Annotated in this window: 14 protein-coding genes; 8 read left to right on the forward strand and 6 right to left on the reverse strand. The window is 56.2% G+C overall.

The features are described from left to right. Positions 1-61: 61 nt before the first annotated feature. Positions 62-826, reverse strand: a complete 765-nt coding sequence (gene surE, locus OSO_RS0126015; RefSeq protein ID WP_010585967.1) for a 5'/3'-nucleotidase SurE — start codon at positions 824-826, stop codon at positions 62-64. 141 nt (positions 827-967) lie between these two features. After that, positions 968-1,435, reverse strand: a complete 468-nt coding sequence (locus tag OSO_RS0126020; protein ID WP_010585968.1) for a hypothetical protein — start codon at positions 1,433-1,435, stop codon at positions 968-970. 248 nt (positions 1,436-1,683) lie between these two features. On the opposite strand from OSO_RS0126020, the gene tsaE reads away from it, so the two are divergent. Beyond that, positions 1,684-2,190 (forward strand): tRNA (adenosine(37)-N6)-threonylcarbamoyltransferase complex ATPase subunit type 1 TsaE, encoded by a 507-nt coding sequence (gene tsaE, locus OSO_RS45175; protein ID WP_063710447.1) that lies wholly within the window; start codon positions 1,684-1,686, stop codon positions 2,188-2,190. 169 nt (positions 2,191-2,359) lie between these two features. Here tsaE and OSO_RS0126035 read toward each other — a convergent pair whose 3' ends face one another. Then, the gene (locus OSO_RS0126035) at positions 2,360-5,782 is read right to left on the reverse strand and encodes a cation-translocating P-type ATPase family protein (protein ID WP_010585970.1); all 3,423 of its coding nucleotides are present in this window, start codon (positions 5,780-5,782) and stop codon (positions 2,360-2,362) included. Between the two features lie 710 nt (positions 5,783-6,492). Here OSO_RS0126035 and OSO_RS0126045 point away from each other — a divergent pair. Further along, positions 6,493-7,629, forward strand: coding sequence for a mandelate racemase/muconate lactonizing enzyme family protein (locus tag OSO_RS0126045; RefSeq protein WP_010585972.1), 1,137 nt, complete (start codon positions 6,493-6,495; stop codon positions 7,627-7,629). A gap of 135 nt (positions 7,630-7,764) precedes the next feature. Here the strand turns inward: OSO_RS0126045 and OSO_RS50055 are convergent, their stop codons facing one another. Beyond that, on the reverse strand, positions 7,765-7,983 hold the full coding sequence (locus OSO_RS50055; protein ID WP_010585973.1) for a SlyX family protein: 219 nt from the start codon (positions 7,981-7,983) through the stop codon (positions 7,765-7,767). A gap of 239 nt (positions 7,984-8,222) precedes the next feature. Here OSO_RS50055 and OSO_RS0126065 point away from each other — a divergent pair, with 239 nt between their 5' ends. Then, on the forward strand, positions 8,223-9,284 hold the full coding sequence (locus OSO_RS0126065; RefSeq protein ID WP_261340395.1) for a DUF1559 domain-containing protein: 1,062 nt from the start codon (positions 8,223-8,225) through the stop codon (positions 9,282-9,284). 11 nt (positions 9,285-9,295) lie between these two features. Here OSO_RS0126065 and OSO_RS0126070 read toward each other — a convergent pair whose 3' ends face one another. Beyond that, positions 9,296-10,681 carry an alkaline phosphatase family protein gene (locus OSO_RS0126070; RefSeq protein ID WP_010585976.1) on the reverse strand — a complete coding sequence of 462 codons (1,386 nt, stop codon included), beginning with the start codon at positions 10,679-10,681 and terminating at the stop codon, positions 9,296-9,298. A gap of 433 nt (positions 10,682-11,114) precedes the next feature. Between OSO_RS0126070 and OSO_RS0126080 the strand changes: the two genes are divergently transcribed. Together OSO_RS0126080 and OSO_RS0126090 are read left to right on the forward strand one after the other, a co-directional pair. Then, entirely contained in the window at positions 11,115-11,639 is a 525-nt protein-coding gene (locus OSO_RS0126080; protein WP_010585977.1) for a hypothetical protein, read from the forward strand. A gap of 193 nt (positions 11,640-11,832) precedes the next feature. Next, positions 11,833-13,302: an Nramp family divalent metal transporter gene (locus tag OSO_RS0126090; RefSeq protein ID WP_010585979.1), complete on the forward strand. Its 1,470-nt coding sequence runs from the start codon at positions 11,833-11,835 to the stop codon at positions 13,300-13,302. A 66-nt stretch (positions 13,303-13,368) separates the two neighbouring features. Here the strand turns inward: OSO_RS0126090 and OSO_RS0126095 are convergent, their stop codons facing one another. Beyond that, positions 13,369-14,454, reverse strand: a complete 1,086-nt coding sequence (locus OSO_RS0126095; protein ID WP_040593237.1) for a PA0069 family radical SAM protein — start codon at positions 14,452-14,454, stop codon at positions 13,369-13,371. 558 nt (positions 14,455-15,012) lie between these two features. On the opposite strand from OSO_RS0126095, the gene OSO_RS0126100 reads away from it, so the two are divergent. The 3 genes from OSO_RS0126100 (at position 15,013) to OSO_RS0126110 (ending at position 24,331) form a co-directional block, all read left to right on the forward strand. Further along, positions 15,013-21,444, forward strand: a complete 6,432-nt coding sequence (locus tag OSO_RS0126100) for a hypothetical protein (protein WP_010585981.1) — start codon at positions 15,013-15,015, stop codon at positions 21,442-21,444. A gap of 440 nt (positions 21,445-21,884) precedes the next feature. Continuing rightward, positions 21,885-23,180, forward strand: a complete 1,296-nt coding sequence (locus OSO_RS0126105) for an ATP-grasp domain-containing protein (RefSeq protein WP_010585982.1) — start codon at positions 21,885-21,887, stop codon at positions 23,178-23,180. Between the two features lie 512 nt (positions 23,181-23,692). Continuing rightward, positions 23,693-24,331 (forward strand): DsbA family oxidoreductase, encoded by a 639-nt coding sequence (locus OSO_RS0126110; RefSeq protein WP_010585983.1) that lies wholly within the window; start codon positions 23,693-23,695, stop codon positions 24,329-24,331. Positions 24,332-24,346: the final 15 nt, after the last annotated feature.

The following is a 24,346-nucleotide window of genomic DNA, read 5'->3' on the forward strand; positions in this document are numbered from 1 at the left end:
AGGAAACCCGTTATTGGCAATGCCGACATCGGCCGACGCTCGTCCGTCGCGGATCACTCATTCACTCGGGCAAGGACAGCTTTTCGGATCGCAGTTCATTCAAGAACGCTTTTTCCGTCAAATCGAAATGCAGCGGGGTGACAGTAATCTTGCCCTCTTGCAGTTCCTTGATGTCCGTTCCCTCGTCGAGCAGATGGCTGCGAATGGGATTTAGACCACTCCAGTAGTAAGCTCGCCCACGCGGATCAATCCGTTTTTCGACCTCTTCCGCAACCCGACGAACCCCCATCGTGACGTACTCGACGCCGGTCGGCCAACCGGGGCGCGGTGGCGGGAAGTTGATATTCCACAGTTGTCCAGGGCGCGTTTTGGGCAGCAATTGCTGACACAACGGAATGGCTCGGCGAGCGGACGCGGCAAAATCGGGTGGTCCGTCCATCCACTGTGACAACGCAAACGATGGGATCCCGAAGAAGGCCCCCTCAATTGCCGCGGCGACAGTCCCCGAGTACAGCACGTTGATCCCGATATTCGCTCCCGTGTTCAGGCCGCTGACAATCACATCGGGCTTCGAAGGGCAGAATTCGAGCACGCCTAACTTCACACAATCGGCCGGGCTACCTTCCACCTTCCAGCCAAAAAATTCGCCGTTCTTGAATTCTTTGTGCGCGACAAGCGGATGCAGATAGGTAATCGAGTGCCCCACGCCGCTCTGCTCAATCGCAGGAGCCACCACTGTGACATCACCCCATTCCTGCAGGGCGGCATGCATCGCATGCAAACTGGGAGCATGGATTCCATCATCATTCGCCAGCAGAATCTGCATTAATGATCATCTCGGAGAAAGGTCACGGGCCAGCATGCGACCACGCCGTAAGAAACAAGCGCGTCTCGACAACCGAATGCTCATTGCGATCACAGTGACTGTCAAGGGATTGGATCACCAGGGAATTGTTTGACTTCGCGTTTAGCCGATCTGATTCGATAAAGGCTCTGGTGGCTGCTGAGAACGCACAACGGGAATTCGCGGATTCCAGACGATCAGAATCAGGGACACCAGCGTCAGGGGAATCACAACCATCATGTAGGGCACAACCCATATGGACTCTTGTCCCGTAAAAGCTTCAGCCGTGCCCATCCCATAAAAATGCCATGTCCATCTGTATTCCTTCAAGATCTCATTCAACGGCATGACAGCATCAGAGTCCCACAGATTGAAACTGAACGCATCTCCGGGAGCCAAACTCGAATCGATCACCCAAAGCAATTGACGGTCTGTCGACGCCCACTGAACCACGGTCGTCGCGCCCAACGGAACGGTCACGACATCCAACGTGCTGATGCTTCTGCTCCAACCCGCCATCAATGCGCACGCCAGAACGAGCGTCACAACGCCAAGCTTTCGGCTCGTTCCATGGAAGTATTCGCCAATCATTGAGCCCAGTTCAACAAAAGCCTCGTTACGTCCAGACGATGCTCAACTCAAACGATCACGATCTCATCGGATATCCCATGCGCGCCACCAGCACTGCGTGGCACATCATAGACTTGAAGCATGCATCTCTCGATGCAAACAAGAAAAAGTTCTCGTGAGATCTTGATGAGCAAATTCATGCTCCCTGAACTACAATGCGGCCTGGGTTCACCGTCATCAACTTTTCTTGCGCTGAATTCGAAACGAGCATGGTGTTCTGGACACGAGCAAATAACGACACACTCTCTTGCCGTGTGACGTCAGAAGAAGAAACCCACACGATTGCATCGCAAGTGGCTGCACCGCTTCGTGCCGGTGATGTCATCGCACTCGTCGGGGATTTAGGTGCCGGCAAAACGCGTTTTGTCAAAGCGATTGCGGAAGCGTGGGGTATTCCCGGCGATGACGTCAATAGCCCCACCTTCACCTTGATCCACGAATATCAGGGGCGGTTGCCGATTCGGCATTGTGACACCTATCGTTTGCGCGACGCCGAAGAGTTCGCCGATCTGGGGCTGGATGAGTTGTTCGCATCAGATGGAATTGCGCTGATCGAATGGGCTGATCGTGTGACGGAATATCTTCCACGGAACCGATTGCGTATCGAAATCGTCATCGAAAGCCCCTCCATCCGTTTGATCACGATGACGGCGATCGGCGGGCGTGCTCACGAATTGTTGTCGAGAATCGAAGCCAACAGTGCAGGCTCGAATTGAATCAACAAGTGAGAGCGTCAAGCGCCCGGTCTTCAGGCCCAACGTGGCCAGAGGAAAACGCCATCACACGACAATGACGAAATTGTGACCCAGGTTGATTCGTACTCGAAACTCGCAATTTCTCCGCGATCGCATCGAGAGAATATTCTAACGATCGCAACGTCATCACTTATTCGCGTGGGGCGGGAAGCTGTGGAATCATGCCATTCGCCGGTGCCGTCCCAAGCCACAGATGTTGCCGACCGGCCGCCATTGGATCGATGATTGTCAGCGCGCGCTGCACCAGGATCTCAATCATCGCCGTCCAGTAAAGATGCCGCCGGGTCATCTCCGGGTGTCGCTGATCTTCGACAAACAGTTCATTGAATCGACTCGCAACACCGCGCGCGGCATGTTCACGCCGGGCACGGGCACAGTGACCTTCGAGCAGAATTGCCGCCGCATTTCCCGACAAGCGCGGATCACCATGCTCGTTCGGTTGCTGCAATTGCCGCCACAATTCGTCGCTCAATTGCCAATCGATTCGCGTCGGCGAATTGCGTCGATCAGGCACCTGCGTTTTCGCGGCCGACTGCAACAACGTGAACGCTTCTTCACCGATGGCCGACACCAGCGTCCTTGACGCATAGGCTTCCGCTTCATTGATCAGCAATTCCTGTTCTTCCAACGCATCGGCAACCTGCCGATATGCCGGAACCACCGATTGCGGCGGATGAACATCCAACCATTGCAATTCCACCACTTCGATCCCGATGCCGTACTGATCGACTCGCTGCTTCAGACGCGATAACGAGCGTCGTTCCAGGTTTGCACGGCCTTCCGTCAGCAGTTCATCAATCGAAGCGCTTGCCGCAATCTCGCGCAAGACACTTTCGGCAGCAGCCCGTAAGACAACATCCGTTTGACGGCTTCCCGCGAACAGAAATTGTTTGAGATCGCGAATGACATACTGCGCTTCAGCCCGCAATTCGACAGGCACTTCGTCCGCCGTCAACATCATCGCCTCATCGGCCATCTCCGTCATGGAATTGTCGTCGTGACTGCTGGTCCATTCCACGACAGGCTCGCTCGTGACGATTGACGTGGAGTTTGATGGACGCGAGAACAGACCTCCGAGCCAAAGACGCGCGGTGCGACTTCGTTCGCCGAACCTTGTCAGGCGGACACGCGAAGGCACGCTGCCCGTTCGATTCGCGCCATCCAAATTTCGGAAGCCGACCGCAACGCTCCGAACCCGATTCGTCTTTTCACGCAGGGTTCGTTCGAGCGGCCAAGGCCAGCGCCAGTGCAGCCCCGCCGACAGCGTTGTCTCGTATCGTCCTAGTCGCGTGACGATCGCTTGCTCATCTTCGTTGAGCTGGACGATTCCCGATACGAACCACCCGGCGCATACCAGGGCTGCGGCGAGCTTCATTCCTAACCGCCAGTGGTCGATGGTCCAATACAGCCATCTGGAAGGAGACGCATAAATTGCCAGCCAGTCGAGAGCCAAGGTCATCCGCATCAGGAAACGCGACGCGACCGTTGCGGACCAGTTCTCGAACGCAAGCAATCGCATCGCGTTGGCCATCACCGCCAGCGACGCCACCTCGTGAAACACCGCTCCGCCAATCGGGTCGATCCACCGCAACGCGCAGGCAATGATCCCTAGTCCATTCAGACCAAAGGCAAAAATGACGATGCTTTGCCAGATGTTCCGGACGAGTGCGCGTGACAGACGAACCAAACCGGGCAGGGGCCGCAGTGGATCGCCGAGAAGTATGATATCTCCTGCGGCGGCCGCCAGGTCTCCACCGGCGCGACCGAGGGCCAAGCCGACGTTCGCAGCCGCCAGGGCTGGCGCATCGTTGATTCCATCGCCCACCATCGCGATCTGTCGCCCGGCCTGTCGCGACGCCTCGACCCACTCGGCTTTATCCGCCGGCAGTTGATCGGTCGCCACATGTTCAAATAAGCCGAGCGATTTCACGACGGCGTCCGCTGGTTGGGCTCGATCACCCGTTAACAACGCAAATCGCGTAATGCCCTCGCCACGAAGTTCCTCGAGAACTCGTCGCGATTCGGGTCGGATTGACTCACGCACTCCGATGACACCAATCACCGTCCCGTCGAGTGCCACGACCAGGGGAGACTCTCCCGCAACTTCGCGAAGCCTCAGCAGTTCGGCCGCGTCATGAGAAAATGCAATCTCCGCCCGATCCAGCGCGCGTCGATTCCCCACCACAATCGTGACAAGTCGCGCTGCATCCGGTGTCGCTCGTGTCGTTGTGTCGGTGGAACGGACTCCGCTCAAGGACGCAAACTCCCGGGCAAGTTTTAGGTCGCCCAGGGGAATTTTCGCCATGACACCGGCGCCGGCCAGCGCCTGAAAGTCGAGCGACGCGGGGATCTCCAAGCCACGATCTTCGGCACTCGTGACCAGAATTCGCGCCAACAGATGTTCGCTGTGTCGCTCGGCAATAGCAGCCACTTGCAGCACTTCGTCGGCGGTCAGGCCGGATGTCGGAACGATTTCGCCAAGCGCCAAGGCCCCTTGCGTTAATGTCCCCGTCTTGTCGAAGGCGAATGTGTCGACCGTTGCCAACCGTTCCAGTACAGCGGACCCTTTGACGACCACACCTCGGCGAGCGAGCCAGGCGAGCGAGGCCATTACGGCACAGGGTGTGGCCAGCACCAGCGGACAGGGACACGCGACGACCAGAACGCCCAGCGCGGGAAGCATCCCACTGGACCAGGTCCCCGCCACAATACGCCAACCCACCAGCGTGATCACGGCGGCCAGCAGGACAACCGGCAAAAACCACTTGGCCAATTGATCGGCCAAACGTTCAAAATCTGCTTTGCGACTGACCGCTGTTCCGACGAGCTGGGACACGCGCGCCAGGGCGGTCTGATCGCCGATTGTTTCGGCGACGATCGTCAAGGCGCCAAACTGATTCAACGTACCGGCCAACACGAGGTCACCAGCCTGTTTATCGACAGGAACACTTTCGCCGGTAAAGGGACTTTGGTCGATCACAGACGAACCCGCGACAACTCGACCATCAACCGGAATTCGCTCACCCGGCCGCACCGTGACAATGTCACCCACAGCGAGTTCGACGAGCGGTACGTCCTGCTCGCGACCGTCGCGCTGTCGGTGCACAATCTCGGGCCAAAGTGCGAAGGTTTGCTGGACGGCCCATCGCGCGCGATCAATCGTGTACCCCTCGATGCTCTCGCCAATCAACGAGATCAACACGACCAGTCCTGCTGTTTGATGCTCACCGAGTGCAATCGCGGCCAGACACGCCAGTGTCAGCGCCAAATCCGCACCAAACCGGCCCGAAAACATACCGTCGAGTGTGTGGTAGAGGATGCGGGCACCTCCCGCGACGGCGGCCAAGAGCGCGAGCCGATAACCCCAGAGGGTCGCTGCCGTGGCTGTTCCAGCCCCGAAACTCAAGTACCAATCGGCGACCACCAGCGCGGCCACGATCGATGTCAGAAAATAGAGCGGTGCCGACTGATAGTGGAAGTTCGACTTCGACGCGACGCGGCATGTGGCATTGCCACGCAGCATCTCGGTCGTCGATTCAGGAATGTAGTGCATTGATCCATTCTTTGAGGAAGACTCGCCCAGCATAGTGACCCAAGCCATGGGCGTTGCCAAGACTGCAATCCAGAAATGAGTGAATTGCCAACGAGCTCCGATTCACGCGTGCCGTCTGGAAGGTTTTTTCGTCACCTCTTTTTGACCTCCTTATCTCGTTACCAAGCTCCCCGGCCTGTTGATTTAATCGCCGAGCGTGAGTGGTGACGAGGAGGATTAAGGAGTTACAGCGAAAAGCATCTCCGTAACTCCTTAATCCTCCTCGCGCGTCGTCAACTTTTCGATTAAATCAACACGCCGTCCCGCTTGGTAACGCCTCATGCACGCACGTTTTCTGTCGCGTAGGAAAGGGTCCTGGAACACTCGCACATGCGGCCGCGATCTCGGAATGTACAGGAGGGACCACCAGGTCCCTCCGTCATGGGAAAATTCGTGTTAAGAGGCGTGACCAAACGGGAGCTTGGTCACGAGAAAAAGAGGCGTTACCAAGCCGAGCTTGGTAACGAGGAGAAACGACGAGAAACGAGATAAAGCGGCGCTTGGTAACGAGGAAATCGGCACCCAAACGGCTTGTCGGCCTTTGAACGATCGCCTTTGGAAATCGTGTGTCGAGCGATTCTTGCGACGCGGGGTCGCTTGTGCGAAAAGAACCGTTCGGCATATTGTCCCGTAGTCCGAAATTTTGATGAAAACCCCAGTGAGCGACCAGCATGAAAATCGTTGAAATTGAAGTCGTCCCCCTGACCGGTGCCACCGTCGACGGCGGTTGGCCGCAAGGCCATGAACCTCAAGAAAACCTGCATACTTTGGTGCAGATCAAGACGGACGAGGGGATTCATGGCTGGGGTAGCGTCTTCACTTCCGGAACGCTTGTCGAAGGCGCCGTTGCGCTGCTTTGGCCGCTGCTGAAAGGACAGTCCGCCGTCGAACCTGAACGCGTGACCGAGACGCTGCGACAAGCAAGTTTCTGGCAGGGACGCGGTGGATCGGTCGAACATGCCATCAGCGGGATCGACATCGCCCTGTGGGACATCATGGGCAAAGCCTGCAACCAGCCGGTGTCACGGCTGCTGGGTGGAAACTATCGCCAGCGGATCATGCCGTACGGGTCCATCCTGTTTGATGAGCCTGCGGCCCTGCGAGAGACTCTGACAAGCGTCGTCCAACGGGGATTCAAGGCAATCAAGATGGGCTGGCGCCCGTTCGGACGACGCAATCGTCAGTTCGATGAACTACTCGTTCGCACCGCACGCGAGACTGTCGGCGATTCGGTCGAACTGATGGTCGACGCGGGCGGCAGCGAACAGTTCTGGCCTCACGGAACCAACTGGGCTCGCGAAACCGCCAAGATGCTGGCCGATTACAACATCACCTGGTTTGAAGAACCGCTTCCGCCGGACGACATCGAAGGCTACATCGAACTGACACGCGTCTCGCCCGTCCCGATCTCGGGCGGAGAAGTTCTGACTCGACGGCAAGCGTTTCTGCCGTGGCTGCAACGCCGCGCCGTCGACATCATTCAACCGGACGTGACCAAGAACGGCGGCCTGACGGAATCGCGACATATCGCCTGGATGGCCTTCGATCATAACATCACGCTGGTACCGCACGGCTGGAATACCGCCGTGGGACTGGCGGCCGACTTGCAATTCTCGGCAGCCATTCCCGTCGCAAGATTTGTCGAATATCTGACCCCCTGTGCCTATATCGAGGAATTGCCCACGACGCCATTCAAGATTGACGGTGAAGGCTTCCTGGAAATCCCCACGACACCGGGACTAGGCATCGACATTGATCTCGATAAATTGAAACGTCTGGCCGGTCGGCGGACAGTCTTTCGATCGTAGTGGTTTTTGCCAGCTGAGTCCGTCTGTGGCGCGTGCGATGCGCCACAGACCGATGTTGGAAGATGTTGGAAATCGATTCGTTCGACAAGTCCTGTCACTGAACGGCAATCGACGTCGCCGATGCAAACGCTCGTCTCAGTAGTGAGGCGGGCGTTCGTCATTTGGATCGCGTTGTTCGGCGGGTTCGCTGGCCTGAACGACGCGCCGTTCGAGCTTGGCCATTTGATCGCGCATTCCTTTCAGGTCGGCTTGCACCGCCAGCAGGACATGGTGCATTTGCGCGAGATCGTGCTCCAAATGAGCCACGGTCATTTGTAGGTCAATGATTTGTTGCGATACATCGGGTGCGGTCAAGCCAAAGCCTCGTCTTCGTCATCGTTGAAACAGGCGCAATGAAGCAGGATCTTGTCGTCTGGTGGCGTGGTTCGTCAATTGTGAAGAAACGCGAGATGCTCGCAAAGCGACCAGAAACCGTCTTATCAGTCGCCCCAACGTGACAGCGTCATCGATTTCCGCGATTCAGCGGTCATGCGAACGCGCAGACGAATCACTGCTGCGCATTGACACAGGTTTCTGCGGTGGATTTGGCGGAAATGAATTCGCAACCTACAATCTCAGCCTGCAGTCCCCTCGAAAATGCCCGTCAGCAGGTGAGTCTTGATATGTCACGTCGGTCTGCCCCCCCAGCACGTTCTGGATTCACGTTGATTGAACTGCTGGTCGTAATCGCCATCATCGCGATGCTGGCCGCACTGTTACTGCCCGCCGTTCAAATGGCGAGGGAAGCCGGTCGGCGTTCCCAATGCATCAACAATCTGAAACAAATCACGTTGGCCATGCACAACTACGAGGGATCGTTTCGCACCTTTCCCTCAGGGTATATCTCTCATCCCATCGAGCCTGTCGAAGAAACACCACTGACGGAGCGTCCCGTCTTCGATACGGTCATCAACAAAGTGCGTACGCAGTCCACCTTTCCCACGTGGGTGCTTCCCGACGACTGGGGCTGGCCGAGCTTCATTTTGCCACAAATGGATCAAGGGACCATCTCGATCGATTTCAAAAAGGGGAAGTTCAATATGACCGACTTCGCCTTCACCCCCAATGAAGCCTATGTGAAGACCCAGATTCCAAGTTACGTTTGCCCCAGCGCGCAGTCACTGCCGGGGACTCGTCCCGAGAACTGGGCCTACGCAACTTACCGGGGATCGATGGGCGCTTACGACACGAACAACAGCGGACCGGTCAACGCTCCCACGAATCCCAATGGAATGCTGTATCGCAACAGCGCCGTGCGGACTGCGGATGTTTCCGACGGGCAGTCCAACACTATCCTGGTCGGCGATTCTCTTTATGGATTCTGGGCCGATGGATTCAGCTGCTGCGTCCGAGTCTGGGAGGATTCAACGCACCCTGACCTGTGGGATACGTATTGGGCATACCAGGTTCAAACCGTGAACGGCCCCTTGATCACACTGCGATTCTTCAGCTTCGGCAGCGCGCACGGCGATCTCTGTAACTTCTCACTCGTGGATGGATCGGTCAAATCGGTTTCGAAACGGATCGATCCCAGCATCTTCAAGGCGATTTCCACGCGAAACGGTGCGTTGAAATCGATGAGCCCCACCATGGAAAACGTGGTCGATACCTGGTGATTGGGGGGCTGCTATTCAAACTGCATCTTCAGCGCCAGGTCTTTCACCGCCGTCATGGGAATTTCGTCGACTTCGAGATCGCGGCGTGAGCAAATGAAGACAGGCGCTTCGCGTGATTCCTGCCCCGGTGTGGGCAATCGTCCATGACTGCCTTTGACGAGGCTCGCATCGAGCCCAATGACGTCCATGTAGTAGCGGAACCCCAGAAACTTCTGCGCCAGCCGTCGCGCAATCCGCAATTGCGGAAAGGACAGCTTGGGATCGACGAACAGTTCCACCGGGTCATATCCCGGCTTGCGATGAATGTCGATCGTACGCGCATAGTCAGGGGCAAGGCGGTCGTCGTTCCAGAAGTAGTAGGTGAACCAAGAGTCGGGCGCGGCAACCACGACCAGTTCGCCCGAGCGTTCATGATCAAGACCGAACTGCTTCTGCTCGGAGCGATCCAGCACCAGATCAACGCCATCCGTTGAGTTCAGTAGCAACTTCACCGCCTTGATGTCGTCATGTCCGTGAATATAGACATGCGCCACCTGATGGTCGGCGACGGCGAAGGCCCTCGACGCGCCACAATCGAGTGTCTCCCAGCCGAGTGGTTCCAGCCGCGTTTGAACATAGCCGTGTCGACGAAGAATCCGATTGAGATGCACGGGCTTCGAGACGGGTGTGATCGCATATTCCGAGACGACCAGGATTTCGGCCCCTAATTTTCGTGCGGCGGCGATGCACTTGCCCGCTTCAGCATCGACCAGTTGGATCTCACGTGCGATTTGAGGATCGGCCGGTCCTAACCGCTGCATGCTGTAATCGAGGTGTGGCAGGTAGACCAGCGTCAGCGTCGGTTTGTTTCGCTGCATGACTTCAATCGAGGCGTCGGCAATCCAGCGAGAACTGGTGATATCGGCCATCGGCCCCCAGAATCGGGGCAACGGAAAAACCCCCAGCTTTGCCTGCAGTTCATCCCTCAGACTGGCAGGTTGACTGTAGGAATCGAAGATCTTGCGGCCATCCGCAGGATAGGACGGTCGCGGTGTCATCGACCAATCGACGCTGGCGTACATGTTGTACCACCAGAACATTTTCGCCGTGGTATAGGCGGGATCGCGCCAAACCCCTTCGTCATAAATGCGATGACCGCGAACAAGTCGATTCGATTGCTTCCAAAACATGACCTCGGCCAGATCACGAAAGTACCATCCGTTCCCGACGATTCCATGCTCGCGTGGCAATGTCCCGGTCAACATCGTCGATTGGGCCGAGCAGGTGACTGCGGGAAGCACCGTTCCCATCGGGCGGGAGAAACCGTCATCCGCCAGCGCCTTCAAATGCGGCGTACTCTCGCCCAGCATTTCGTGAGTTAGGCCGACAACATTGAGAATCAGAAGTGGGCGGGGCATGGAAAAACCATCAAGTTGATAATGTCAGGAACAACGTTGATTTATCGAATTCCGCCCAATTCAGCCAGCCCGTCACCGATCTTAAGGGTGATCTGTCCACCGTGGAAAGGTCTCATCGGTCGGACTCACGAGGCGTCGATTTCTGACGTTTTTTTCATGCGTCCCATCGGCAAACAGCAGGAAAGTAACAGCTTCTTTATCCCGCCAGATTTCAGGATGCGACAAACGGAATATCCTGCGTCACAAAAACGAAATCTGACGGGCCGTGAACGCCGACGAAGACGATTTTCGAGATCGCCAACCGATATTCGGGATACGGCCGAACACGTCAACGGCCTTTCTGGTTCGAACGCGCGTCGCTTCTTCATTCATGGGAGCGTGAGTCGCGTGAGCGAATGTGTCCCCATTCTTTCAGTGCGAGGAGCTTCATGTCATGTCGTCGATCTCTGGGATCTCATCTGGGATCAGTTCGTATCAGCCCAGCGGTACCTCCAATCCCTTCAACGCCATCAAGAAGGATTTGAACGCGCTACAGTCGGCCTTAAACTCAGGCGACCTGGACTCTGCCAATTCCGCATTCACGACTTTGCAGAAGGATTTTCAGAGTTTGCCGACACCACCAGGTGGGGGCAGCGCCGCGACAGCATCCACGTCATCAAGTTCAACCAGTCCGATTCAGAAGGATCTGAACGCGGTGCAATCTGCGCTCGCTTCGGGTGATACCGATGCCGCAAAAGCCGCCCTGACCAAGCTGACTTCGGATCTCAAATCCGCGAAGCCACACCACGGACATCATGGCAAGCCGCCCGTCAGCGACAGCGATGGCACGAACAGCGCTTCCAATTCTTCATCGTCCAGTTCAACATCGTCCGCAACGGACCTGGCGTCAACGCTACTCAATGCCATTCAGTCGGCAAACAGCGCCTCAAGCGGTGGCTCGGTCGATCTTCTGGCCTAGTGAAAACACGGCATGCGACGATTTCCGCAGTCGCAGGACAATCCACTTGCGACGTCGTCGACGGACCGACGACGTTTCGCTGGCAGGAAACGCTTCCGTTCGATCACTGTGACACGGGCGCTCACCTCGGTACATTCAGCAGTCTCAAAAAACTCTGTCGCCGAGAGAGACACCTCGTGGAGCACACCGAATCGTGAATGCCGAGACCTCATCCGTTGATTCGTCCGAGACGATCAATCCTGGCTGCCTTCCTGCCTGGGACCGCGCCGATCTGCCCGAGCCGTTGCCGTTTGGCTTCTTCAACCTGTTCAAGACGATTGGCCCCGGCGCAATTCTGCTTGTCGCGGCGATCGGAGGAGGCGAATGGATCGCAGGCCCCATGGCCACGATCAAGTTTGGCCGGGGTATTCTTTGGATCGCCACGCTTGCGGTCGTTCTGCAGACGATCTTCAATCTCGAAGCGGCCCGCTATACGATGTACACGGGTGAGCCGATTCTGACAGGTTTCATGCGGCTGAAACCGGGTTCATTGTTCTGGGCCTGGTTTTATATCCTGATCGGCGTCGCTCAACTGGCGACTCCGGCTCTGGCCGCTGGCTGTGGTGCCGTTCTGTACGCGGCGTTCTTGGGGCATCTGCCTCAGAATGCTGACCAGCAAGCCACGCAGCATTGGATCGCGACCGGCGTGATCATCTTCGCCGTCGCGCTGCTCTTATCCGGAAAATCGATCGAGCGAGTGCTCGAACGGCTGTCGTGGATCATGATCGTGTTCATCTTCGGATTTTTGATCATCGTCAACGTCTTGTTCGTTCCCAGGGAAGAATCACTAAGAAGCGCCCTGGGGTTCATCGGAATGCAACCGACCCACGGCAATTTGGATCTAGTTCTTCTGGCGACATTCGCCGCGACGGCCGGATCCGGTGGACTCGGAAACCTCGCGATTTCCAACTGGTTCCGCGACAAGGGCTTTGCGATGGGTTCGCTCTCGGGCTCGATCGGCAACGCACTGGCTGGTGAAGAAAGCGCCGTGCGTGCGATCGGAACCACATTTCCCACGACGCCCGAGAACATGCGACGCTGGCACACCTGGTGGCGGTATGCGGTTCTGGATCAGGTGGCCCTTTGGGCGTTCGGCTGCGTGATTGGAATGTATTTGAATGTGAATCTGGCCGCCTACCTGATTCCACCCGATGTCGAATTGAAAGGGATGGCCGCGGGCACATTCCAGGCCCAGTACATGTCCGAAAAGATGTGGTCGGGCTTCTGGTATCTCGCGTTGCTGAATGGATTCTGGATCTTGTTCTCGACTCACCTCGGCAACACAGACGTTCTGGTGCGGCTGGTCTCTGACATCAGTTGGGTCGCATTCCCCAAGATCCGCCGCTGGCCTGTGAGTCGGCTTTATGCGGTCCTGTTGGTCCTGCTGACAACCTGGGCCGTGTTTGCCGTTCGTTGGGGCAGCGTGCTCGAGTTGTTTGAAATCCTTGGTGTCGTCGCCTGCCCCATCATGGCGATTGCCTCACTTCAGATCCTGCGAGTAAACACGACATTTCTGCCGCCAGCCGTTCGACCAAAACTGTGGCGACGAATCGGCCTGGTCCTCTGCTCGCTCGCCTACGGCGGCTTCACGATCGCGTTGCTCATCAAACGATTTGGCGGTTGATCGCTACGATTCGATCGCCGTGAACGACACATTCAAGCGATCGGGGCGTGTCCTCGATCGCTGTTTTCAATCGTTGAACAGCCACATCTGTCCGGATTTCGGGATGGGCCGCACGAACTGCGACGTATCAAGTTCTTCGTGCTTTTGGTTGAGTCCATATTTATTAGCAAAGACTTCAAACGTCTGACGAATCTGATCGGCAATTTGTCCACGGCCTGTCATCCGCGTTGAAAAGTCCGCTTCGTACAGCTTTCCCCCTCTGGTATCTCGCAACCGGGATTCGATCCGTTCTCGTTGGTTGGGAAGGGCGACGGCCAGCCAATCCAGGAACACCGGTTTGACCGTGTGAGGCAGACGAAGCAGGACATACCCTGCGGATGTCGCGCCGGCCTCGCTGGCGGCCTTAAGAACCGAGGGGATCTGTGAGTCGTTCAAACTGGGAATCACCGGTGCGATCATCACATGCGTCGGCACGCCGGCATCCGTCAATTCACGGAGTGCGCGCAATCGTGCTCGCGGGCTGCTGGTTCGAGGCTCCATGCTGCGTGTGAGTGCTTGATCCAATGTCGTAATACTGATCGCAACGCTGACCAGATTCCGTTCGGCCATCTGCCGCAACAAGTCAATGTCGCGAGTCACGAGCGCGTTCTTCGTTACGATGGCGATCGGCTGACGTGCCGCAAGTGCGACTTCCAGGCACTTTCGCGTCAATTGAAAATGACGCTCGGCAGGCTGATAGCAGTCTGTCACGCCCGACATCATCACGATTTCCGGCCGGTAACGGTCACGGGCCAGCCAGTCACGAAACAGTTCCGGTGCGCGTTCTTTCACAAAAATCTTGGTCTCGAAATCCAGCCCCGCGCTCAGATCCAGATACTCGTGCGTCGGTCGCGCGTAGCAGTAGCTGCACCCATGAGAACACCCGCGGTACGGGTTGATGCTGTAACGAAAGAAGACATCCGGGCTGTCGTTCTCGGTGACCACCGACTTCGACAAATCAGAAAAGTACTGCGTCTTGGTGCGAGGCGGATTTTCCTCTGACGATTCGTCGAACGAATCTTCATCAACGACCACCTCAATCCGCGCGAAACGGTTGGTGGGATTGCTTTGAGCGCCGCGCCCCACCTCTCCTGGTCGAATTGGATCGGTCATCTGACGAATTTCCGTAAGCCTGAATACCGGCCAGCACTCGTTCGCAACGTCAGAACAGTCGGCGTTGATGGTCTCAATTCGGACAACCGCACGGTGTCCGTCACAGGTCGCGAATTCACCTGCCGCCTTGAATGGTATGGCACCGCTCAAGAAAAGTGAACGAGTTTCTCATTGTTTCGTCACTGGATCCGAGCCGGAACGGTTTCCCATCAGCCACAGAATGAGAATTGCCCGTTTGCTGTACAAAGACCGAGTATAGTGCCGCAATCGGACTCGCAAGGGATATTGCAGCCCAACGATTAATCCGGTCCGGTCCCCATCCGATCTCCAAAAAACCTTTGCGTGAGTTCGGAAACTCGGGAACTTCCGCAATCGTCGTTCGTCTATTACGCTTCGGCTACCACAGTCCCCGTCACAGTAGAAATCGTCGAGCGGCCCTTGGATTTCGCCCAGTGTGGATGACGAGAATCACCATTGCCTGGCAAATACCCACTCGCACGGTGTTCGATCACACTCACCGTTGTTCACGCGCAGCAGCGCACGTAATGAGGAGTCGTCATGCGTCGTCTCGCACTCGTCGGAGCATTGGCAATGACTTGGATGTCCACAAGCTATGGTGGCGAAATTGATTTTGTCGAGGACTTTGCCTTGGCACAGGATCGCGCGGCCGTGCTGAAGCAATTGGTCCCGGGAACCGAGGAGTATAGTTACTACCACGCGCTGCACTACATTCAGACCGAACAATTCGACAAACTTGATTCGCTGCTGACGGCGTGGGTCCAGCGACATGGCGAAACTCAACGTGTCGTGGAAATCCGGACGCGATTCGCACTCGCCAATTACGACAAGAATCCGCGCAAGACGCTTGAGTATCTCAGAACGCGACTGGGCGTCACCTATCCGCACCAGAAGGAAGAGCTCGATGCCGAGCCCAACCTGCCCACAGCGCTCGAGCCAACGTTGATCTCGCGCGAAGCGTATCTGCAACGAGCCAAGGCAACGTCGCCCGGCAATCTTAATGCGTTCGAAGACAGCGCACTCGATTGGCTCGTTTCTACCGAATTGGATCCGATCCTGCGCCGGGCACTTTTGTCGCGGATCACTCGGCCCGACTATGACCGCTTCGCACAGTTGATTCTTGACGACTTGAATAGCGAACGGTCCGGGGGATTTGGCTCATTGCCCATTCACCGGCAATTGCTTGTTCCTCAGTTGGAAGAACTGGTCAAAGCCAAGCCAGATCTGCTGAATCAACAAAACTTCGTGATCACCTATTTGTCCAAGCTGCAGCCCACGGCCGATGAAGACTGGCGTCATAATCCACGACAACTAGAAGCCTATCTCGATCGCCTGCAGAAATTCGTCAATCGCCTTTCACCTGCCCATAACTCACTGAAGTCGCACATACTCTATCACCGTCTGGTTCTCGATCGGATGCGAGGCACGCTGAGCAAAGAGCGGTTTATCGAATATCTCAAACTGCCCCGAAATGTCGCCTATCTCTCGAAGAAAATGCTCGCGTCGGACGAGTTGAAACGTTTCCCCAGCGATCTGAACGCGAACTACAACGGCGTGACGCTGCTGGCGCCCATCGTCAACGACGAACCACTCGTCCGAAGCTATCTCGCCCATTTCTTGACAGATGCGACGAATACCAAAGAGTTTGAACCCTACGTCAATGACGTCTATCTGAAACTTCTGTTCGCGGAAGTCAAAATTGTGAACGGCCTGGGCGACGCCGAACAGTGGGCGGCCCTCTTGCCACCGGCGGACTTTCAACGCCTGAAGGAACGTGTCGACCTGGATTTCGCCGTCACGAACAAGACCCAGTTTGATCCCGATGAACACGTAAAGCTGGATTTGTTCATCAAGAACGCGGGCACGCTGATCGTCAAAGTTTACGAGATCAATACTCAAAGTTATTACCGCGAGCAGCGTCGCGAAGTTGATACCGACATGAGTCTGGACGGCCTCGTGGCGAACGTCGAACAAACGTATTCGATTCAGGAAGGCCCGTTGCGACGCGTTGCCAAGTCGTTTGAGTTTCCTCAACTCGACAAACCGGGCGTCTACATCATCGATTTCATCGGCAACGGCCGCAGCAGCCGCGCTCTTGTCAGAAAAGGACGTCTGCGACATCTCGTCCGGACCACACCCACCGGACAACGATTCACAATCCTCAATGAGAAGAACGAACTCGTCAAAGACGCGGTTCTGTGGATGAGTGGCCACGAGTACACGTCCAGTGCCGATGGAACCATCGTCGTGCCCTTTACGAATCAGGCGCAGCGTGAACCGATTGTCATCTCACGCGGCACTCAGGCTTCGCTGGACTTTTTCCAACACGAAGTCGAGGCCTACGTGCTGTCGGCCGGGTTTTACGTCGATCGCGAGTCTTTGCTGACTCGAAAGACGGCTCAATTGCTGGTCCGTGCGGGCCTGGCAAGCGGTGGCACACCCTTGTCACTGTCGCTGTTGGACGAGGTGAAGTTGAAAATCATCTCGACCGACCTGGACGGCATCGCTTCGTCACAAGAACTGCCGGACTTCAAGCTGTTCGAAGATCGCGAATCGATTCATGAGTTCCAGGTGCCACAACGTCTCGCATCGCTTAACTTCGAGCTCACGGCGAAAGTTAAAAAGCTAAGTGCGGGCGGAACCAAAGTCGATCTGTCCGCGGTCAGCTTGGTGACCTTGAACGGCATCGATCGCACCGAAAAAATCGAAGACCTGCATCTCGTCCGTACACCAGATGGTTACGTGGTGGAATTACGAGGGAAAACGGGGGAACCTCGCGCGTCGCGTCCGGTCGAATTGGAGTTCAAACATCGTGATTTCCGCGAATCGTTGTCGTTCACGCTGAAAACCGATGCCGCAGGGCGCATCAATCTTGGTCCCCTCGCCGAGATTGCGACGATCACGGCTCACGGTATTGCATCCGGTGGTGAAGGCAGTTCCTCCGACATCCCGGAGGTCTGGAAACTCTCCATTGATACACACACGTATCGGCAGACGGTCCATGGCAAAGTCGGTGAGCCCATCACACTGCCATTCCTGGGACGCAATGGACTATCGGCCAGCCGTGAGGAAGCCCTCACCATTCGCAATGAACTGTCGCTGCTCGAAGTTCGCAACGATGTGTTTGTCATCGATCGAACCGATCTGGTGTCGGTCAAAAACGGAATGATCGTAATCGCAAAGCTTCCCGCAGGAGACTTCGAACTTTGGTTGAAGGCCACGAACCAGCGCCTTCGCATTCGCGTCACAGACGGCCCCGTGCTGGACCACTTTGTGCTCGGCCAGTCTCGACAGCTCGAAACGCCGCCACTCGCACCGCTGCAGATCGAATCGATCAAAGCTGCGAACGACGTCCTGACGGTCAAGCTGCAGAACGCGACGAAATTCAGTCGCGTCCATGTGTTCGCCACACGATATAGTCCCGCCTACAATTCGGCGGTCGAACTCGGAAACGTTCGGGGCGCAGAACCGTATCTCTTCCAGCAAACTCCTCCCGAATCTGTGTATTTGACAGGTCGTAATATTGGCGATGAGTATCGGTATATCATCGATCGCAAATACGCCACGAAGTTCCCGGGCAACACGCTCGACCGCCCGTCATTGTTGCTGAATCCGTGGTCGGTTCGCGCGACCGACACGGGAGAACAACAAGCGGCAGGGGGCGACCAATACGGGGCGACGCCTCAATCGGCTCCTAGCGCCTCTGAGCGAACCATGGCGGCGATGGAAGCGGGAATCGGCAGAAACCAACTACGATTCGCCAATCTGGATTTTCTGGAACACACATCGGCGGTCCTGGTCAATCTGATGCCCAACGAGGATGGCATCATCCAGATTCCATTCGCCGCCCTGGGCCAGCATCAGGAAATCCATGTCGTCGCCGTTGACCCGATCAACACGACCGCTCGCAGCGTCGCGCTCGCCGAACGAAAGGTCGACCTTGTCGATCTGCGGCTGATCGCCGGACTCGATCCGAAGGAACACTTCTCAAAGCAGAAGCAGATCAGCGTCGTACCCATGGGTCAATCGCTGACATTCAACGACATCACGACCTCGAAATTTGAAGTCTACGACAGTCTCACACGGGTCTATAGTCTGTATGCGACGCTGTCGAAAGACGCAAAACTGGCCGAGTTCTCGTTCCTCTTGAACTGGCCCAAACTGAAAGACGACGAGAAACGTACGTTGTACTCCAAGCACGCCAGCCACGAACTGTCGCTCTTCCTGTCGAAGAAAGATCCCGAATTCTTCCAGGCGGTGATCAAACCCTATCTGGCCAATAAGAAGGACAAGACGTTCGTCGACCGCTTCCTGCTCGAAGACGACCTTTCCGAATTCTTATCGCCGTGGCGTTATGGACAGCTCAATATTCCTGAACGCATTCTGCTGGCCCGACGCCTGCAAGACGAACGATCGCATACCGCGCGACACGTCGCCGATCTGTATGCCAAACTGCCGCCCGACATCGACAATTTCATTCGCCTGTTCGACACCGCCGTGAAACGAAGCTCGCTCGAAACAGACGATGAATTTGGAGCAGACTCGGCGAGAGAGGTTGAATTCGAACGCCGCCAATCGGGCCGCCAAGAAGCTCACCCCGTCCCCGGAATGATGGGCGGAGGGATGGGTGGAGGAATGTCTGGACTGAAGAGCCATTCCGTCCGAGATCGAGCGATGAAGCAGGACGAGAAATCCACGGAACAGGATGCGGCCAAAGCAGTGCCCTCGAAAACACCGCTGAGCCGCAGTTTGAAAAAAGCAGTAGAAACGAACTCAGGGAATGGCATTGCGGGAGTGAACGAACCACCCACGCACCACCTATTCTATTCGCAAAGCCCCCTGCCTGAAGCCGTTCGCGCTCTTTACCGCAAACTCGACAAGACAATGGAGTGGGCCGAGAACAACTATCATCACATCACGATCGATCAACAGACCCCAGATCTGATCACCACCAATGCCTTCTGGAGAGATTTCGCCCAGCACGATCCCGCGAAACCGTTCCTGTCCAAAAATCTGGCGGACGCGTCGAGGAACTTCCCGGAAATGATGTTCGCGCTGGCGGTGCTCGATCTGCCATTCGAATCACCTAAGCACGAATCCAAACTTGACGGAGCGAAGCTGACAATCACCGCCGGTGGTCCTCTGGTGGTCTATCACGAAGAGGTCAAGACCGTGTCCATAGAAAAGGACGCCACAGCCAAGATTCTGGTCAGCCAGAACTTTTTCCGTGAGGGTGACCGTACTCGGATCGAAGACGGCGAAGAAGTTGATAAGTTTGTTTCAGACGAATTTCTCGTTCACGTGGTTTACGGCTGCGAAATCGTCGTCACAAATCCCTCGTCGACTCGGCAGAAGTTGAATTTGCTGCTGCAAATCCCACGCGGTGCGATTCCGGTTCTGAACAGCCAGTCGACGAAGACCGTTCATCTGCAGCTCGATGCGTTCGATACGGAGACTGTCGAATACCACTTCTACTTCCCCGCGGCAGGAATGTATCCCCATTTCCCCGTTCATGTCGCCAAGACTGAAGAACTGATCGCATTCGCCGCGCCGTTGACTTTTAACGTTGTCGACAAGCCGAGCAAGATGGACACCGGATCGTGGGACTATGTCTCGCAATACGCGTCGACCGATGAATTGCTTAATTTCCTCGACAAGCAGAATGTGGATGCTCTGAACCTGTCGCGAATCGCCTGGCGAATGCAGGATGCAAAAGTGTTTGCGGCCGTGGTGACGAAACTGACACAGCGTCATGTTTACAACAACACGCTTTGGTCGTACGCCTTGAAACACAATGTGGCCGAAGCCGTTCGCGAATACCTGTTGCACTCGGAACAATTCGTCAATGATTGTGGCGGACGACTCAAGAGCTCGCTGCTCACGATCGATCCGGTCGCACGGCGAACGTTTGAGCACCTGGAATACAAACCCCTCGTCAACGCGCGCAGCCATGCCTTGGGCCGCCGCCGACAGATCGTCAACGATCGACTGCATCTTCAGTACCACCAGACGCTGAAGCAACTCGCGTATGAACGAACGCTGGCTGATGACGACCTGCTGACGGTGACGTATTACCTGCTGCTACAGGATCGCATTGAAGAAGCGATCAAGACGTTCGGTCGGGTCAATCCGGACAAGGTCGCCACGAAGATTCAGTACGACTACTGCGCCGCGTACCTCGATTTCTTCACCGATGATCATCAACGAGCCCGCTCGATTGCCGACAAATACGCCAGTCACCCCGTTGATCGATGGCGACAAACGTTCGCGACAATTCGGACCCAACTGGACGAAGCCGAAGGGAAGGGTGTCGCCCCCGCCACAGATGAGGATCGCAATCGCCAGCAGGATCAACTGGCGTCTACGGAACCGAGCTTTGAGTTCACGGTCGAAGGACGACAGATCAAACTGGATTACCAGCATTTGAAATCGGTTCGCGTGAATTTCTATGAGATGGATGTCGAGCTGTTGTTCAGCCGCAATCCGTTCGCGCAGCAGTTTCAGGGGCAGTTCAGTTCCATCAAACCCAACCTGTCACTCGACGTGACGCTGAGTGACGACGACAAGCCCGCCACCGATTCCAAGAGCAAATCGACCGTAAAGTCGATCGACCTACCGGCCGCACTGCAGAACAAGAATATCCTGGTCGAAATCGTCGGCGCCGGTACAACGAAGACACATCCGCACTATTCCCATTCGCTGGCGGTGCAGGTCATCGAGACCTACGGCCAGGTGAAAGTCACCGATCAGGGCACGGGAAAACCAATCCCCAAAGCCTACGTCAAAGTCTATGCTCAAATGGCCAACGGTCAGGTGAAGTTCTACAAAGACGGGTACACCGATCTCCGGGGCCGTTTCGACTTCGCCTCGCTCAACACCAACGACCTGGACGTCGCCGTGAAGTTCTCCATTATGATCCTCAGCGATCAGCAAGGGGCTCTGGTTCGCGAAGCCCATCCTCCGAAACAATAGATTGATCCCGATCCAGCATGGCACTGCTTGGAATCAGGCAGTGCCATGCTGTTAATCGGCGACTCCTGCCGAACCGGTTGCCGTTCATAGCCCGAAGAGAGGGGTACAGGCACATTTTCCCGGTTCAATTGGAATCCACAGTGCATCTACGAAGGGCAAGTCTTCCCTTTACCGCGGGAAAATGAACCAGTCCCCGGCCTGTGAACGGTTATGCCGAACAAGACTGGATCTGAATCTCTTATCAAGGAGCAGCAGTCCAGTAGGACCGCACGGTCACGTGGGTTTCCCACTTCACTATTTCACAATAGGGCATTGAAGTACTTTTTCTTGAACTAGATGGATCAATTAATGAACTAGCGCCAGTGGTTCCGATGAGGAAAACGCAAACGCTTCGTCGAAGTGCTTGCATGGGCTGACCTCATCTCATCATTGGCATTGCAATGTCATCGCGCTCCCCCCGAATCCTCGTCACCGGTTCGAGCCTGTTCTTCTCCGCACGGTTGATCCACGACCTGGGTCGGCGAGGAGCATCGGTGACGGCCGCCGACAGCCTGACATTTTCGGCAGGCAAGTTTTCCCGGTATACGAAGCGTCGCCTGAAACTGCCACGCGTCAACCAGGACCCCGGTCGCTACCTGGAAACATTGGTTAAAGAACTGCGGTCGCAGCCGTACGACTTACTGCTGCCCACGTTCGAAGAGTCGCTGTTGCTGTCGGAATACGAGTCTGAGTTGCGGCCGTATACCCGGCTGTTACTACCTGACTTCTCGTCGATGTACAGCCTGCACCATAAACCAAGCTTACACAAGCTTTGCCAGTCATTGGACCTGCCCACACCGCCGACCCTGGTTCCAAAAAATTCAGATCAATTGCCGATGATCTCGGATCAACTCGGCTTTCCAGTTGTGGTCAAGCTGCCTGGTGGAAACAACTCCGTCGGACGATCGTTCTGCAACAATTCTGATGAATTGAAACGCACCTTCGAACAGCAGGCGGCCTTGCACGCCAAAGATGGGTCCGGGCAACCCTTCGTACAGAAAAAGATCGAGGGTGATCTTATCTGCACGCTGAGCTTCTGTTCGCAAGGTCACAAGTTGGGTGAAGTTGTTTATCGCACCCTCAGAATGTTTCCCGAAGCGGGCGGAACATCTGCACATCGGCAATCGATCGAACACCCCGAGATCTCGCGTATTTCGAAACGATTGATCGCCGCCAGTGGATGGTCAGGCTTTTTGGGTCTCGATTTCTTGCTCGAACGGGAAACGGGAATTCCCTACGTGATCGACGCGAACGTCCGGGCTAATCCTGCAATCCATTTAGGATTCTGCTCGGGATTGGATTGGACCCAGCTCATTTTTGACATTGCGAAAGACAAGACACCAGCCGTCCAGACCGCACGAACAGGCGTCAGCGTCCACACGGTCTTGATGGACGTCGTATGGCTGCTCGAAGGACTTCACCCTCGAACAGGCGGCATTCGACGGTTCCCGCAACGTCTTCGCGAATTCATCACGCCTCCTTGGCCCGTGCATTCGCGCGGCGACCTTGTCGCAACCGGCGAAGTGGCCTCGAGCGTCATCCTGGGGCTTGAGAGCCTTGTGACCGGCATCCAATCGCTGGTGACAGGTCGTCAGGCCGGTGAATTGATGCTCGAACATGCGAACTATGATTCACACGTCGCAGAGCAATACCGTCAGCAACGGCAAGACACGAATCGCGACCGCGTGGCGGCGTAACGATTCGGTCCTTCGAATGCGTGAGATCGTGACGGCGGCGGCGGCGGCCTCACAACACGCGCCAGGTCTCTTCCATAAGAGAACCCGTCGTTTGCTGTATACTGAACGCAGTCAACGACGGGTCAACTCCTCCGCCGTTGCGTCCCTTCTGTGCACATCAAGGGATCACTCGCGAGTGTCTTGATGTATCGGTCCTGAGCCGACGTCATCAGCCGCCCTAGAAGCTCCAACGAGCGTCACGAATCAGTGACCGCTCGCGACGTGGCGTCGATATGATCCGCCACTGGCCTGTGCCCGTCCGTAACTGGGCACCAGTGAGAATGCGGGCGTGACAGAGAGGGAATGACTTCCGAGAGTGACTGACGGTATGCTGGAGGGATACAAGCTTCCGGTGTGAGCAGCCTGTTGAAGTGAGGGCGACAGGCACCTTGGTCGTCAGGATTTCTTGGCGGATTTTGATCAGGAGGGAACCCATCCCCGTGACTTCAACAAGCTGTTAAGGCGATTTTCACATGATGCTGACGGTTGATATTTTTTCCGATGTGATCTGTCCCTGGTGCTATGTCGGCAAGCGCCGCCTGGAGAAAGCCATCGCGACGTTGGGGCCGGCGCACCCCGTCCAAGTGCGGTGGCTGCCGTTCCAGTTGAATCCCGAAATGCCGCAGGAGGGAATGGGGAGAATCGAATATCGCACCAGAAAGTTTGGCAGCTTGGAACGTTCGCAGGCATTGGAGGCCACTTTTCTCTCTGCGACCGCTGCCGAAAGACTGCAATTCGCATTCGATCGGATCGAACGAACCCCGAATACGCGGGATGCCCATCGACTGATCTGGTTGGCCGAACAGCAGGCGATCCAAGACGCGGTGGTGGAAGGGCTGTTCCGAGCGTACTTCACCGAGGCGCTGGACATCAGCGCGAGAGACATTCTGATCGACGTCGTCGTGGAAGCGGGACTCGATCGCACGCGGACCGAGGACTTGCTGAATGGCGATGAGGGCTTGGACTTTCTTCAAGATGCCGGAATAAAAGCTCGCCAGATCGGCATCAGCGGCGTGCCATTCTTTATCATCAATCGCGAAATCCGGCTGTCCGGCGCGCAACCGCCCGAGACGTTCCTCGCCGCATTCCAACATGCGATTGCGTCCGCATGACGTTCGTATCGCTGT

It is taken from the genome of Schlesneria paludicola DSM 18645, assembly GCF_000255655.1.
Lineage (GTDB): Bacteria > Planctomycetota > Planctomycetia > Planctomycetales > Planctomycetaceae > Schlesneria > Schlesneria paludicola.